The sequence below is a fragment of the Candidatus Zixiibacteriota bacterium genome, from assembly GCA_040752595.1.
Classification (GTDB): Bacteria; Zixibacteria; MSB-5A5; order WJJR01; family WJJR01; genus JACQFV01.
Genome location: JBFMGX010000005.1, coordinates 111,310 through 126,877, shown reverse-complemented (window position 1 = coordinate 126,877; position 15,568 = coordinate 111,310). Strand labels below are relative to the sequence as shown.

Sequence of the window (15,568 nt, the reverse complement as noted above, 5' to 3'; positions counted from 1 at the left end):
AAGGAGAACGGATGATGGTGTCAGAGACGTGGACTGTGAATACGTGGCGCGCACGACGGCGGCTTTGGTTCGAGGTCGCCTGCGGCATTCTCATGTCGGCCCTCATTGTGTCAGTCCCGGCCATGGCCGTGGACAACCCGCCGACTCTGTCTCCCGACCTGAAGGGGCGTCAGGAACTGACACGACCCGCCGCGTTGGTGGAATCGCGTCGGGCGCACTACATCGGGCAGATCTGGGCGACGATCTCGAACGACGGGCGATTCGGTTCCAACCATGGGGGGTTCTTCCTCGATCCCAGAGACCAGGGATTGCTGAAGCTCAGTTACACGCCCTCGTTCGAGTTTCCCGGTGGATCGCGACTCGACTACCTGTTCACCGGTTCGCTATGGATCGGAGGGATCATCGGCAATGACACGCTCATGAGTCTGGGCCATGAGGGATGGGCCGGTTTCGGAGGCGAGCTCTGGGGGTTTGCGCCCATGGCCGAAAGTCTGCCCCCCGATCACACGCCGCTGGGCTGCCAGCCGAAGGAGGACAGTCTGTGGGAGTTCCTCGGCCTTAAGCGCAAGGCCCTGGCGCAGGTTCGCGGTTGCGTCTTCTATGACACTCTGGTGTTGGCGGCCACCGGCGATCCGGAGCGGCAGGGACTTCACCTGCCCATGGGGCTGGAAATCTCGCAAGTCTCGCACGCCGGGTCCGACACGTACTCGCAACGTTTTGTCATTGTCGATTGCGCCATCAAGAACATCACCGACCATCCCATCGAGAAGATGTGGCTCGGCGTCTTCATGGACAATGACGTGTGGCAGACGCAGGGGGCCGGCGACGCCACGGACGACATCTCCGGTTTCTTGAGGACCTGGCCGAATCCGACGAGCCCCACATATCTGGATACGTTGGACATGGCGTGGGCCGCCGACAACGATGGCGACCCCAGCGGCGGGCGGTACACACGCGGTTCCTGCATCGGCGTCATGGGGCTGCGCATACTCCGCGGGCCGGCGGGGACGCACCGGACATTCAACTGGTGGACGTCGGACGGCACGGCCGTCAACGACTGGGGCCCCCGGCGGCTGGATGATCTGCGCGGCCTGGGTCATGGCGGCAATGGAACACCCTCCAGCGACCGCGCGAAATACTACTATATGTCGAATAACGAACTCGACTATGGCCAGTTGTTCAGTGCGATCAACTATACCGCCGAGGGATGGAAGCCGCCGTCACCCTCCGCCAACAATCTCGCCGACGGGCTCGATACACGCAGCGTGTTGGCGATCGGACCGGTCCCCGTGCTCAATCCCGGCGAAACCGTCCCACTGACTTTTGCGTTGATTGCCGGTGACAGTCTGCACCGGGACCCGACCAAGAGGCTCGACGCCAGTCGTCCCGAGGCGTACTACAGCAAGCTGTACTTCAGCGATCTGGCGCGGAACGCGTGGTGGGCGGGGTTCGTCTTTGACAACTTCGGTGTCGATACCGACGAAGATCCCGCGGGGTACCGCGGCGAGTACTTCGTCGACTCGATCTCGCATGAGCGGGTGTACTACACGGGTGACGGCTGTCCGGACTTCAGCGGCCCGAGCGCCCCGCCGTGCGCCGCGCTGACCCTGGCCTCACGGCCCAAGGAGCTCGTGGTGAGTTGGTCGGGGGCCCAATCGGAGTTGGCCACCGATGCCCAGACGCTGACGCAGGATTTCGAGGGATACAAGGTCTACTACGCCGAGCGCAATTCGAAGGACGACGTCCCGTCGGCTGAGGACTACACCCTTCTGGCCAGTTGGGACAAGGTCGATTTCCGTCGCTACACGTGGGACCCCGCAAAACTCGAATGGTCCGTCACCGGCTCCCCGCACACGCTCGAGGAATGGCGCACGGAATTCAACGACCCGACGTTTGATCCCGAAGCCCATGCGGCTCCCTCATTCGCGACCTGCTATCACTATACAGATTCCACCGAGCCCGGAGTCGACAAGTGCGCCTACTTCGCCCCGCAGGACTACAACATGGCGAATGAGTTTGTCGTGGGCGGCGACACCGTGAAGAACCTCATCCAGCGCGTGGCCGTCTACAACACCGACTTGGGGACTTATGGCGACTATGAAGTCGTCCTGTCGAATCTTCTGCCCGCCAAACACTATTTCGTGACCGTCACGACGTTTGATTTCGGCGATCCGGTGAAGAGTCTGCCGCCGTTGGAGACGACGCCGGGGCAGTGCCGCACCGACGGCATTCCGATCTACTCGTCGGACGTCGTACAGGCCTATTGGGATTCCGGCGGCGTCAAACGGGATTCGGTGAAGGTCGTGGCGTACCCCAATCCGTACAAGATCTCATACGTGGGACCGGACGGACGTCGCACGAGCTACTTCGAGCAGGGGTACGAGGGCACGGCCAGCCAGAGATCGTCGGGTCAGCCGCTCGATGAGCGTGACCGGCGCATCCACTTCATCAATCTCCCCGACACGGCGACGATCAGCATCTATACGCTCGACGGTGACTTGGTGCGCACCCTGGATCACCCGGACAAGAACCTGTCGGAGTACCCGTCCAAGATCTCTTGGGACCTGGTGTCGCGCAACACGCAGGCCGTGGCATCGGGGATCTACATCTACAAGGTGGATTCGCGTCTCGGTTCGCAAGTGGGCAAGATCGTGATCATCAAGTGACAGTGTGGCACCGCGACGGATTTGGGGCCGGCAAGCAGACGTGAGGAATGTGATATGGAATTGCGACGACGGTTGATTGGCGGGGCGGGGGTCGTGGCCATGTGCGTGTCGCTGGCCGTAGCTCCCAGTTCCGCCCGTGCACAGGACAAGGTCGGCACCACGGGGGCGCAGTTCCTGGAAGTCGGAGTTTCGCCCCGCGCCGATGCCGTGGGCGGGGCATTCGCCGCCATCGCGGACGATGCCTCGGCGATCTACTACAACCCCGCCGGGTTGGTCCAACTGGATCACCGACAGGTGATGGTCTCATTGATCGACTATCCGGCCGACATCAGCTATTCTTTCGTTGGTCTTGCCTGGCCGGTCGCGTTCGGCGGCGTCTTCGGGGTGGCGTACTATGGCCTCGATGCCGGTGACATGCCGGTCACGACGCCGGAGTACGAGATGGGCGCTCCCGGGTGGACCTTCACGGCGAGAGACTATGCGGTGTCGCTCTCGTATGGCCGCTATTTGACCGATCGCTTTTCCGTCGGCGGCACCGTCAAGATCATCGATGAGCTCTTTGAGGAAGAGCGCTCCACGGGATGGGCCGCGGACGTCGGCACGCAGTACAATACCGGCTTCCGCAACTTCAAGATCGTCATGACGCTGACGAACTTCGGGCCGGACATGAAGTTCATCACACAGCCGTATCCACTGCCGATCAGCTTCCGGTTCGGTGGTGCCATTGACGTTCTCGACAACCCGCAGCATCACGCGGTCTTCGCCTTGGAGGGGGCCCATCCGGCCGATAACCGCGAGAAGTACAACACCGGCTTCGAATACATGTTTCGGAATCTGGCGGCTCTGCGAATCGGCCACCGGTTCGAGCATGATCTCGGCGGCGTCACGTTCGGTGGCGGCGTGCACTTTGCGCTGGGTGGGAAGCTGGCGGCCCGGTTGGACTATGGCTATCAGGATTTCGGCGCGCTCGACCAGATCCATCGATTCTCGATGACCGTGGACTTTTGAGGGGCACGTCCCTCGGAGGATGAGACACAATGATCTCTGTGAATCGGACACTGGCCGGAAGAGGACGATCGGTCCTGTTCCTCTGGGGAGTTGCCTTGGGGCTTTCCCTGGCGGTTCTGCTGCCCTTGGGTTGCGGGACGCTGGACAATAAAGGCGGTCCGGGGGAAAACGACCCGCCGGAGGTCTTCCTGGTGAACGTCCCGCCTGACCGGACGGAGTTTGGCTCCAGTCCCATGGTCTATTGGTATGGGACCGACAACGACGGGCGGATCGTGCGCTACGACTATGCGGTGGTGCTCGAGTCCCAAGTCGACAGCGTGGCGGCGACGCTGCCGGGGAATCTCCCCGCGGTCGACAAGTTCATCGCGTTCGTGCTCAATGACCAGTACCCACGGTGGATCTCGATCTTCAGCGATTCGGTGACCCATCCGACCCGTGAGCGTGTCAAACTGTACGCATCGCCGTTGATCGCCGATTGCGATTCGCAGACGATTCAGGTCCAGGATCCGATCTCGGGGGCCACACGCGACTCGGTCATACCGGTCGATTGCGTCTCCGATACGATCCCGCAGTACATGTTTCTCCGCGCCATCGATGACCGGGGCGCGACCTCCAAGACCAAGTACCGTTCGTTCACGCGTCGCAACCATTGGCCCGATACCGAGATCCCGTCCAGTTTCGACCGCGTGACGGAGTACATCTCTTTGCCGCGGCTCTCCGGAGCGTACTCCGGCATCCGACTGAACTGGGACGGATCCGATAACCTCGACTTTCGTCCGCCGACGACTCCGGATCTGAGATTCCACTGGCGGGTGTTCGGACCGTACCCGTACATCGCCGACCATCCTCCGACTCTGGATGATACGCTGGGGATGGAACCGGTCTGGGAGTCCAGGAACCCGGATACCCTTCAGGGTGTCTGGGTGATCGACACAGCGACATACGTCTACAACCTCTGGCGTGTCGCCGACCGGCAGCCCGATCCACTCAATGACACGACACGGACGCGCTCCGGATGGTTCTCCATTGTTGTGCGGGCGCGGGATGACGCCTTCATCGCCGATGAGACACCGGCGATCGCCACGTTCAAGGCCATCTACCCCAAGTTCGAGCGCAAGGTGATGATGATCGACGACACGTGGTACGGCACGGATGCCCTCACCAATCCGTCGACCAAGTCGCAAGAGGCCTCACCCATGGCGAACCAAGCGTTCCTCGTGGAGATGCTTCAGGCCGCCTACAAACAGGCCGCCATCCAGACCGGCGAGCCGAATGCCCAGGCCGACACGCTCGAAGACTGGTGGTGGCGGAATGCCGGACCGCCGCCGGAACAGGACTGCCCTGATCCAAAACTGGTGCGCTGTGGTAACTACCTCTCGCTCGAGATGCTGGCGCAACATCGTCTCGTCATCCAGGTGAGCGATGATGTCATCGATCCGATCAGCCCGCCTTGGAAAAAGCCCAGCCTTCAGGCGGTGCTGCGTCGCTACCTGGACGCCGGCGGGATGCTCTGGATTATCGGCCGACACACGTTCATGCCCTTTACGGAGATCTGTCAGGGCTGTCCGTCGATGCTGATGGACCTGTGCAGTGAGACTTCTCCGTTCTACACGGGGCCGTTGTCATGTCAGTATTTCGACATCGAACAGATGTACTATCCGGGTTGGCAGCGGGTTGCCATTCCGATCAACCAGCAGGATCCATTGCCGCCGGCAAGCAACGATGAGTTCATTGGGGCGCGTCTGGTCGCGCCGGCCGGAACGGGTTTGCCGACGATGTTGGAGGTCGACCACGAGCGGATCGACAGCATGTATTTGCCGGCAACGTTCAAGGTGAACCTGTGTGGCTCCAAGAATTGCCTCGCTGCAGTCGGCGTCCCCGATGTCGATTTCTTGGTGCGCGGGGCGCGCTCGTCGCCGCTCTATGTATTCCAAAGCTGGCGTCCGCTCGGGCCGATTCCGCCTGGCGGCGGGGCGTCGTTCTCACACGAGAAGGTCGTGGCCGTCCGTATGGTCGGCCCCAGCAAATCGGCACCACTCTACAAGACGGCGTATTTCTCGTTCCCGATGTACTTCATCAAGCAGGAGCAGGCGAAAGAGGTCTTCATCAAGATGACCGAGTGGTTCTTCCTGCCCTTCAGCCAGTCGTAGTTCAATCGACAGATACTCACTTCGCGCCCCCGGGTGGCAGGCTGCCAACCCGGGGGCTTTCGTCTTCATCCGGCTGGTCACTGGCGGTCGGTGCTGATGCGGCGCAGAATAGCGATGGCAGGCGCGAAGTTCGAGTCGTGGTCCAACGCGGCTCGGGCATCGGCGGCGGCGGCGGCAGTGTCGCCTGCGGACAGGTAGGCCATCGCTCGGGTGGTCAAGTAGACAGGGTTTCCGGGCCCGAGGTGAACCGCCTGGTGTGCGGCCACCAGGGCCGAATCAACAGCACCCACTTGCAGGCAGGCCTGTGCGAGATTCGACCATGCTTGCGCCAACTGAGGATCGAGATTCACGGCGGATCTGAGTTCTGTTGTGGCATCGCGCCACACTCGGCGCATGCCGGCAATGACCCCACGGTTGTAGTGCGCGAGCGCCAGATCTCTGTGGAGATCTGAGACGCCAAGCAGCCGCGGGACATCGGGGCTGACATCCGCGCCGACGATGCGTCCCGGCGCATGGACGACGGTGGCGAACAACGAATCCGCCTCCTCCAACCGTCCCAATTCCATGGACAGCACTCCCAATAGGAGATGGGCGTCCGGACCGGACGTCGGATCGGTGGTCCGACGGAGCGTCTGGTAGGCGTCTTCCCGGCGGTTCTGGCTACGCAGAACGCGTGCCTTGCTCACCGCCGCGGGTAGAAAACGTGGGCTTGCCGCCAGCGCCTGTTCCAGCAGCAGCAGTGCTGTCGCCGTATCGGCCAGGTCCAGTCGGGCAACTGCCAGATTCGTCAGCGCCTCCGGCGATGCAGGATGCCGCTGCAGTTCGCGGCGGAAATCCTCAGCGGCCGAGTCGACAAGTCCGGCGCGGTAGTGGGCGGCGCCGCGTCCCATCCAGAGTCCGGGGTACCCCGGGTCGATGGCGAGCGCCGTGTCGTATGAGGCCAGAGCCGCGCTCGTCTGTCCCGATTCGAGTTGGATGTTCCCCAACGCCAGGTACGATCGCGGCAAAGACTCCGTCGGCAGGTCAAAGAAGTCGCAGCGGCCGACAAGCACCAGGGCCGGCACGATCACAGCCGCGGGGACCGCGGCGCGCCAATGCCGCCGGCGGAACCTGTCCCACAACCACGACAGCCCCGCCGCGGCCGCGCCGATCCAGATCGGCACGACCGGCAGGCGAAACCGGTCGCTGACGAAGAACGCCGCGACGGCTATTCCATATAGTATCGTCCATAGTAGAATCAGGCGATGCGGAAGTGAACTCCTCGCGGAGAACCAGCCGATGGCCCCGAATCCGACCAGCAGTCCGAAGGATAGGGGGAGAACAAGCAACACCGGTCCCCAGCGACTGAGGAACCAGCTCCGGCTCTGATTATTGGAGTACTCGGCATCCTGCCAAAACAGCAGCAACTTACGACCCAGGAGTCGGAGGGCCGCGGCGGGGGATTCGCGCCAGAATTGCCATCCCCGCCCGGTCCAGTAGCGGGAGACCTCGGACGGCTTGAGACGATGCCCGGCGGCCGTCTCGGCCGCCGCCGTGATCTCGGCGACCGTCCATGCGGTCCCCCAAGGCGGCATCGCGGCCGATACCCCATCGGCGCCGCGATGATTGCCGACGGCGAAATTGATGCCTCCCTGCCAGGCGATCCAGACCCGGTCGTGGCCGACCATGACGTTGCGGAGCGTCACCGGTGCGATCATCAGCGCCGCTGTCACTAGGAACAACGTCGTCCGCCCCAGTGCTGTACGCCAGTGGCGTTGACGGATCGGCTCGTGAACCAGCAACGCCAGCAACACGGGCACCGTGGCCAGCACCGTCGGTCGCGTAATCGCGGCAATGCCGGTCAGAGCTCCCGCGAGAGCAACGGCCCCGGCCCGTCTGTGCGCCGCGGCATGGAGACATGCCAACAGGAGAAACGGCGTGATGGAGAGCAGGAGGAAGTCCGAAAGGAGCTCGCCCTCATAGTAGATCGCGGTCGGATACAGCGCCGCCAACCAACCGGCGATCACGCCGACGCGGTCATTCCACAGTCTCCGGGCCAGAATGGCCGTCCCCGCAACTCCGACCAACCCGACAATGAACTGGATGCCGCGCACAACGAGCGGATCATGCCCCAACAGCCAATACACGAGGGCGAGCGCGTAGGCGTACAGCGGCGCACGGAAGAACGGACCTGAGCCCCACAGATCGCCCGCCGCGATCTGTTCAGCCCAGCGGTCGAAGTGCGCGGCATCGGCGATCGGATGCAGAAAGAACGGGTTGTCGCGAATCTGCAGCAGATAGACCACGCGAATCACCGCGCCGACGATCAGTGCGGCAGTCAGACCCAGCCGGAGATGGCGAGCGGCTGCCTTGGGCGACTCCATGATCGTCCAGTATACAATCGCGGTGCGGCTCCGTCACCGGGAATGGCGTCGGCGCTCTCCCCATGACCTGTCGCCCGAGTGCCGGGAATGTGAATTCGTCTGCACGGTGGCAGAGTCTCGCAGAGCTCGGGCGCGCTGCGCGCTGTTCGAACATGGGCCGCAAGCCGCTGATCAACTGCCGGATACCTGACGTCCAGAGCGGCGTTTCGGGCTAATGGACCGGGTCCCCAGTCCGGCAGGGGACTTGCGAATGGTGACGTCGGTGGTCTAAAACATGCTCACGAACCTCCGATTCGCGTCCGACGCTCAGTTCTTCCTCGCGCAATAACCCCTCCCAACCCATGGGGCCTGTAGGGTTTTTCGCCCCGGCCGACTCAATCGGCCGGGGCCTCCCCTATGCGACACAACAGAGTCTATCGACTCCTAGCCTCTTCCGTGTCACCCGTCTGGGTTCCTTTCGACTCTGGCGCGCGACGGCCCGCGATTCTGCAACGCCCTGCAAATCATGCAACACCGTGCCGATAGCTGTGGTCTGATGCAGTCGTGGGTGTTCGTGCCGTTGTGTGTGTTGTGCCAACCTAAGCGGCCGCAATCGCTTACGACGTCCTGGAAAAGAGGGGCCCATCTTCCCAAACATTGATTAGATTTTGAGCAGCGGCATTCCGCTTGCGCTCGAGTCTTGGATAGAATGAAAGTCGTCACGATCCCAGTCTTAGCGTCTCTGATGGCATGGTCGGCGTCCCTTGCGGCCGGGGAATTATCACCCCGCCAGTTGTCCGTTCTGACGCCGTCGTTGGTGTCGGCGCTTTCCCAGGCGTCATCGACGGCGACCTTTGATCTCCTGGTGGCGCCGCGCGGATCGCGCAAGTCGGGTGAAAAGCTCACGCTCGCCGCGTCGGCGTCGCGCAGTCTCGGTGAACGGCATGCCCGCGTCGGCGTCCTTCTTCACGATGAGGCCGTGCACACACAGTCCAGACTCACAGCCGCAATCGCATCGCTGCCGGGTCACGCCACGCTCATCAGCAGCTTCTGGATCACCAATGCCCTCCACGTCCGCGCCGACCTCCCCGCTCTACTCACCCTCGCCGAACGCGATGACGTTGCGGCGATTAGTCTGAATCCCGCGGTCGAGTTGATGCGGCCGGTTTCGGTCACCGATGCCACGGCGGCCGCTGTCGGTGCGCAGGAAAACCTGGCGGTCGTGGGCGCGCGTGCCCTTTGGTCGCGGGGGTTGACCGGACGCGGTCGGCTCGTGGCTTCGATCGATACCGGTGTGGAGGGGAGCCATCCGGCCTTGAAGGATCGCTGGCGGGGGATGCACGGTGACACGGCTGCCGCCTGGTTCGATCCCTTCCACACGCCAGTGCCGGCCGACAACAACGGCCACGGCACGCACGTCATGGGAATCGCCGTGGGGCGCGATGGCGCCGATACGATCGGCATGGCTCCGGATGCCGAGTGGATCAACGCCGCCGTGATCGACCGCGGGCGCTCTCTGTCGGCGACCTTTGCCGATATTCTGGCCGCACTGGAGTGGGTCGCCGATCCCGATGGTGATCCGGCCACGACAGCCGATGTCCCCGACGTGGTCTGCAACTCCTGGGGCGTCTCGCAACAGATCATCAATGCATGCGACTCGCTGTTCTTTGACGCCATCGATCATGTCGAGGCGATGGGAATCGTCTGCGTGTTTGCCGCCGGGAACGAAGGGCCATACTCGATGTCACTGCGCAATCCGGCCGACCGTGCGGTGTCGCCCACCTCGTGCTTCTCGATCGGAGCGGTCGACGCGACCACGCCCGTTCTCACTGTGCCTCCGTTCTCCAGCCGCGGTCCCTCGGCCTGCGATGGCGTCTCGGTCAAGCCGGAGTTGGTTGCCCCCGGTGTGAACATCCGCTCGGCCTACAAAGGGCAATCCTACAAGTTGATCAGTGGGACCTCGATGTCGGCCCCGCATCTGGCCGGGGCGGTGGCCCTCCTGCGCCAGTACAACCCGGACCTGACGCCGGAGGAGATCAAGACAGCCCTCATGGCGACGGCCCGTGATGTCGATCCGGTTGGTGAAGATAACGCCTCCGGGCACGGGATGCTGGACTTGGGAGCGGCGCTCGCCGCCCTGCCTGCGGCGGTGGCTCCGACCATCATTGTCGCCACGGTCGCGCCCGATGCGACCGGTGATCAGATCCTGGCGCGCGGCGAGACCGGTCCACTGGTCGTGTCACTGGTCGCCACCGGGGCGGAAGCCGCGCACGTTCAGGCCCGGCTCTGCTCTATGACTCCGGGTGTCATGTTGCCGGTAGACACGGCGCGCTTCGATACGCTTCCCGTGGGACTGACCGTCGACAACGCCTATGCCCCGTTCATCGTTTCCGTTCCGGCGGGCATGCGAGCAGGGGACTCGATCCGTTTCGAGTTGTCCCTGACCGGAGATCCGCACCTGGGGAACTGGGTCGACACATTTGCCGTGCCGTGTGGATTACCGGCGGGATCTGTGATCGAGCACGTCGGCGACGGCACAATGGGGATGTCGCTCTCGAACATCGGGCAGCTCGGACTCGGTCCCGGCTCAAGTCTCGATGCCGGCGGCTCGGGATGGCGCGCGCAACACTTCAGCGGCAATCTGCTCTACGAGGCGGCCCTGATGGTCGCGTCAGAGAGCGGCGGATTCGCCGATGCCTCGCGTCGGAGCGACGGGGGATCACCCTTCGATTTCTCGCCGGTGACGGGATCCCAAGGCGTTGCGGCGGCCAGTACTTCGACTCTGCAATTCGATGATAGTCGGGCCGCTTGGCCGGTTGGTGTGCTCGTATCGCCGTCGGCCGAGTACTGCCGCGACAGCAGTGGTGCTGAGTGCGTGACCGTGACTTGGACGATTCACAACCGCACGGCAGCGGTGATCCAGGGGCTGCAAATCGGGTGGCTTCTCGACATCGACATTCCGGGGGTCGGTGGAGCGATTGACGAACGCGTCCACCACGATCCTGCGTCCGGCGGCGTCTATCACGGTACCGACAACTCGGAGGCGGTCGCCGGTCTGACCCCGATCAATGCTGCCTTCTCGGCGCGTCGGTTCCTCGCCAACCCGTACGGCGGCAAGCTCGCGCTCACGGAGGCCGTGAAGCGAGGCGACATGGCGCCGGGGAGCTCCGAAGCGCCGACAACGGCAGGGGACTACCTGGCGGCACTGGCCACGGCGCCGGTCACTGTGAACGCCGGCGAGTCCCTGGTCGTGGCCGTGGCCTTCATTGTTGCTCCGAACACTGAGTCCTTCACAGAGGCATCAGGGACCGCCCGCGATCGCTGGCTGAGGACAAGCGGCATCGGTGACAATGGTGGCGACATCGAGCCTCCCCCATCCTTCGCCTTGGGTCACAACTACCCGAATCCCTTCAATGCTCAGACGACCATTCCGGTGACCATTGCGGGTTCCGGTGAGGAATCGGTGCGATTGGAGATCGTAGACGTTCTCGGACGGCATGTCACGACGCTGGTCGACGGCGTTCTCCCGAGCGGTCGGCATCTGCTCAACTGGGATGGCGGCAGTGGTCAGGGACGTGCGTTGGCGTCCGGGATCTATTTCGCACGGCTGACGATGGCCGGGCGGCCGGCCGAAATCCGCACGTTGGTCCTCCTCAAATAGAAGACCCGACGCGAATCCCGTTTTTCTGACCGACGATTTTCCCTACACTCCGGATCAGGGGTTGAGGCAAGGCTTACGCCTTGTTTCAGGGGTTCCTTGTTGGGATGGTGCGCGGCGTGCCGATGACGGTCTTGGCTTGGGTTGTGGGAATAGCGCTTCTGGCTGTCGCCCTCAAGTTGACGGTTCGTTGGGTAGAGCCACGTGTCGCGTTTCGTCCGCAAACAGGGGCTACGCCTCCTCCCCCAGGGTTCTCCTCGTTCTCAACGGCCACCGCGGACGGAGTCAGGATCACTGGGTGGCACTCACGCCTGCCGGCCACCGGTCCGGTCCTCCTTTACTTCTGTGGGAATGCGGGGAATCTGGCTGACCGTACGGAGTTGCTTTCGGCGGTCGCCCTCCACGGCCTGGGGGTGGTAGCTTTCAACTACCGGGGGACAGGCGAGTCCGACGGGAGCCCCTCCGAGGCCGGTGTGTACCTTGATGCCGAGGCGGCACACGCCTACATGACCGCATCGCTCGGCGTCGCGCCGCACAGGATTGTTCTCTGGGGGCATTCCATCGGCGGGGCGGTGGCCACTGAGTTGGCGACACGCCGGCCGTGTGCCGGGTTGATTCTGGAGGCCGCGTTCCGTTCCGCGGCGCGAATGGGGCAGCGCATCATGTTCGGTCTGCCGGTGGGGTGGGCCATGGACTACCGCTTCGACAATGAGGCCAATCTCGCGAAGCTCCACCTGCCGGTCCTGATCATGCACGGGACCGACGACAAAACGGTCCCCGTGGAAGACGCCTCGGTTCTGTTCGCTATCGCGATGGGAGTCAAGGAATTATGGCCGATTCCAGGGGGCAGGCACAACGATCTGTATCAGGTTGCCGGGGAGAACTTCTTCGACCGATTGGCGGCATTCAGTCAGCATGTGACTGAAAAGTCTCAGGAAGAGAACGTTGGGGCAGGGATGTGAAGAGATAGTTGTCTGTTGACAGTACACGGGCGTGGTGATAAATTTGGTGTTTTGTCTTTGGATGGGGAAGGGCAATTGATGAAGACGTACATTCCCAAGGCCGACAGCATTCAGCGCGACTGGTACACGGTCGACGTGGCCGATCAGGTTCTCGGTCGCGCCGCGGCGAGAATCGCCCGCGTGCTGCGCGGCAAGACAAAGCCGCAGTACACGCCGCATCTCGATGTGGGCGACTTCGTGATCGTCCTGAACGCAGCCAAAGTGCGGACGACCGGCGGCAAAGAGACGGAAAAGACCTATTTCCACTACTCGGGATATCCTGGCGGTGCGAAATGGGAAACGCTCGGGAAGCTGCGGGATCGCCGTCCGGAGGAATTGGTGCGCCGCGCTGTCCGCGGCATGCTGCCGAAGAACCGCCTCGGGCGTCGTCTGATACGCAAGCTGCACGTCTACGCGGGTGAGACGCACCCGCATGCGGCACAGAAGCCGCAGCCGTTGGTCCTGAGTTGACACGGTTGAGGGCGGAGCCGGGGCAAGACCACGGAAGAACCAAGAGAGAGCTGGAGGATACTTGGCGGTCGACACATTCTGGGCCACCGGCCGACGCAAAGAGGCGACGGCACGAGTCGGACTGCAAATGGGAACCGGACGGTTCGTCGTCAACGGTCTGACCCTGGACGAGTACTTCCATCGCGAGACGCTCGTGATGTTGATCGAGCAGCCGTTGCGGCTGGTCGAGGCCAAGGGGCAGGTCGACATCATCTGCTATGCGGAAGGCGGCGGAAAATCGGGCCAGGCGGGAGCTCTACGCCTGGGAATCTCCCGCGCCCTGCAGGCGATGAATCCGGATTGGCGACCGAAGCTCAAACGGGCCGGTTTCCTGGAGCGCGACGCCCGCGCGGTGGAACGCAAGAAGTACGGTCAGGTGAAGGCGCGTAAGCGCTTCCAGTATTCGAAGCGTTAGTCAGCGGCACCTGAACGAGGATGACAACGGAAGCCGTCGCGATGCGGCGGCTCTTGACACACACACGCCGAAATCATCCCGGGTCGGGCTTCCTGCCCGTGGGATGGTGACCAGCGGCGTGTGGTGGAGTTGGCCAGGCAACACAAAACCCATGTCACGAGGTGAACGTGCCCATCGAAGTCAAGGATCTGCTCGACGCCGGAGTGCACTTCGGCCACCAGACCAAGCGCTGGAATCCGAAGATGAAGCCCTTCATCTTCACCGCGCGTAACGGCATCTACATCATCGATCTGCGCAAGACGCTGATCTCGCTGGAGGCCGCCTGTCGCAAGGCGCGCGAGGTCGCCATGGAAGGACGGCCGGTCCTCTTCGTCGGCACGAAGAAGCAGGCCAAGGACGTGATCTCGGCCGAATCGCAGCGCTGCGGGCAGTTCTGCGTCACCGAGCGCTGGCTGGGCGGCATGCTGACGAACTTCACGACGATCCGCCAGTCGGTCAAGCGGCTCCGCGATCTGGAGACCATGCGCGAGGACGGCACCTTCGAGAAGCTCACCAAGAAGGAGCGCCTCAAACTCGAGAAGGAGATCGAACGGCTGGAGAAGGTCCTCGGCGGGATCAAGGACATGGGGCGTCTTCCCGGTCTGCTCTACGTGGTCGACACACGCAAGGAGCGCATCGCCGTCGCCGAGGCGAGCAAGCTGGGCATTCCCATCGTCGCCATCGTCGACACCAACTCCGACCCGGATCCGATCGATTTCCCGATTGCCGGAAACGACGATGCGATCAAATCGATCCGCCTGTTGACCGGTGCGGTCGCCGGCGCGGTGATCGAGGGCGCCGGCAGCCGGCGCAAGGACGTTGCGGATGAGGAAGTCAGGCCGGAGGCCGGTGCGATGGTCGGGGAACGCGCCTGGAGTGCGGCGGGCACCGATGAGGCCGGGAAGTGATCTTGGGACCGACGCACGGATCTGAAGGGCGTGTTGAAGAAGTTGACTGGGAGGGAATTCTGTCTGTCGGGCGGTTGCTTCGTCGTCCGCCGAGGCGGACTTCCTCGCAACGACAGCCAGCCGACCAAAAACTCACAACGTCATTGCGAGGAGGTGATTCGCGGTAGCGAACCACCGACGAAGCAATCTCCCGTTGTGGGAGAGCTTCTCTGACAACTCCTGAAGACCTGTGACACAAAGACTTCTGCGTGAGAGGGGAACGATGTCGATATCGGCTGCCGATGTGAAAGCGCTGCGGGAACGAACCGGCGCCGGCATGATGGATTGCAAGAAGGCCCTCAGTGAAAGCGGCGGGGATCCGGAACGGGCGATCGCCTACCTGCGGGAGAAAGGTCTGGCACGCGCCGCCGGCAAGGCCGGACGGGCCACTAAGGAGGGGCTGGTTTTCGCATACATCCACCCGGGCGACAAGTTGGGTGTCTTGGTGGAGATCAACTGCGAAACCGACTTTGTGGCGCGCACCGATGAATTCCGGCAACTGGCCAAGGAGATCGCTATGCAGGTGGCCGCCGCCAATCCGACCGCGGTGCGGCGCGAGGAACTCGATTCGGCGCTGGTCGAGAGCGAGCGGCAGATCTACCGTCAACAGGCGATCAATGAGGGGAAGCCGGAGAAGATCCTCGACAAGATCGTCGACGGCAAGCTGGAGAAATTCTATGCCGAGTCCTGCCTTCTGGAGCAGGCCTATGTCAAGGACCCGGACAAGAGCGTGGGCGACCTGGTGCAGGGGATGATCGCGCGGCTGGGTGAGAACATGGTCGTCAAACGTTTCGTCCGTTTTCGCCTCGGCGAGTAGTGGCGGATCGCGGAG

General features: G+C 63.0%; 10 protein-coding genes. 9 read left to right on the top strand and 1 reads right to left on the bottom strand.

Annotation, left to right across the window (positions count from 1 at the left end; translation table 11 throughout):
• Positions 1-11: 11 nt before the first annotated feature.
• From AB1792_02890 to AB1792_02880, 3 genes are read left to right on the top strand one after another with little or no spacing between them, the layout of a single operon-like run.
• Entirely contained in the window at positions 12-2,666 is a 2,655-nt protein-coding gene (locus tag AB1792_02890) for a hypothetical protein (protein MEW5701158.1), read from the top strand.
• A gap of 54 nt (positions 2,667-2,720) precedes the next feature.
• Positions 2,721-3,674 (top strand): PorV/PorQ family protein, encoded by a 954-nt coding sequence (locus AB1792_02885; protein ID MEW5701157.1) that lies wholly within the window; start codon positions 2,721-2,723, stop codon positions 3,672-3,674.
• Between the two features lie 29 nt (positions 3,675-3,703).
• Complete coding sequence (locus tag AB1792_02880) at positions 3,704-5,824, top strand: hypothetical protein (protein ID MEW5701156.1); 2,121 nt, start codon at positions 3,704-3,706, stop codon at positions 5,822-5,824.
• 77 nt (positions 5,825-5,901) lie between these two features.
• Here AB1792_02880 and AB1792_02875 read toward each other — a convergent pair whose 3' ends face one another.
• A complete protein-coding gene (locus AB1792_02875) occupies positions 5,902-8,187 on the bottom strand; it encodes a tetratricopeptide repeat protein (GenBank protein MEW5701155.1) in 2,286 nt (761 codons plus the stop codon).
• A 688-nt stretch (positions 8,188-8,875) separates the two neighbouring features.
• Between AB1792_02875 and AB1792_02870 the strand changes: the two genes are divergently transcribed.
• The 6 genes from AB1792_02870 to tsf all read left to right on the top strand — a co-directional run bounded on the left by AB1792_02870 (position 8,876) and on the right by tsf (position 15,553).
• Positions 8,876-11,827: a S8 family serine peptidase gene (locus AB1792_02870; protein MEW5701154.1), complete on the top strand. Its 2,952-nt coding sequence runs from the start codon at positions 8,876-8,878 to the stop codon at positions 11,825-11,827.
• Positions 11,828-11,949: 122 nt separating this feature from the next.
• Positions 11,950-12,786 carry an alpha/beta hydrolase gene (locus tag AB1792_02865; protein MEW5701153.1) on the top strand — a complete coding sequence of 279 codons (837 nt, stop codon included), beginning with the start codon at positions 11,950-11,952 and terminating at the stop codon, positions 12,784-12,786.
• Positions 12,787-12,864: 78 nt separating this feature from the next.
• Positions 12,865-13,296 carry a 50S ribosomal protein L13 gene (gene rplM / locus AB1792_02860; GenBank protein MEW5701152.1) on the top strand — a complete coding sequence of 144 codons (432 nt, stop codon included), beginning with the start codon at positions 12,865-12,867 and terminating at the stop codon, positions 13,294-13,296.
• Between the two features lie 61 nt (positions 13,297-13,357).
• On the top strand, positions 13,358-13,750 hold the full coding sequence (gene rpsI / locus AB1792_02855) for a 30S ribosomal protein S9 (protein ID MEW5701151.1): 393 nt from the start codon (positions 13,358-13,360) through the stop codon (positions 13,748-13,750).
• Between the two features lie 167 nt (positions 13,751-13,917).
• Entirely contained in the window at positions 13,918-14,697 is a 780-nt protein-coding gene (gene rpsB, locus AB1792_02850) for a 30S ribosomal protein S2 (protein ID MEW5701150.1), read from the top strand.
• Positions 14,698-14,959: 262 nt separating this feature from the next.
• Positions 14,960-15,553, top strand: coding sequence for a translation elongation factor Ts (gene tsf, locus AB1792_02845; protein ID MEW5701149.1), 594 nt, complete (start codon positions 14,960-14,962; stop codon positions 15,551-15,553).
• Positions 15,554-15,568 lie beyond the last annotated feature (15 nt).

Excerpts from the sequence above, each read along its gene's own strand:
- AB1792_02885 (MEW5701157.1), top strand. The coding sequence starts at position 2,721 with ATGGAATTGCGACGACGGTTGATTGGCGGGGCGGGGGTCGTGGCCATG.
- AB1792_02865 (MEW5701153.1), top strand. The coding sequence starts at position 11,950 with ATGACGGTCTTGGCTTGGGTTGTGGGAATAGCGCTTCTGGCTGTCGCC.
- AB1792_02875 (MEW5701155.1), bottom strand. The coding sequence starts at position 8,187 with ATGGAGTCGCCCAAGGCAGCCGCTCGCCATCTCCGGCTGGGTCTGACT.
- rplM (MEW5701152.1), top strand. The coding sequence starts at position 12,865 with ATGAAGACGTACATTCCCAAGGCCGACAGCATTCAGCGCGACTGGTAC.
- AB1792_02880 (MEW5701156.1), top strand. The coding sequence starts at position 3,704 with ATGATCTCTGTGAATCGGACACTGGCCGGAAGAGGACGATCGGTCCTG.
- AB1792_02870 (MEW5701154.1), top strand. The coding sequence starts at position 8,876 with ATGAAAGTCGTCACGATCCCAGTCTTAGCGTCTCTGATGGCATGGTCG.
- AB1792_02890 (MEW5701158.1), top strand. The coding sequence starts at position 12 with ATGATGGTGTCAGAGACGTGGACTGTGAATACGTGGCGCGCACGACGG.
- tsf (MEW5701149.1), top strand. The coding sequence starts at position 14,960 with ATGTCGATATCGGCTGCCGATGTGAAAGCGCTGCGGGAACGAACCGGC.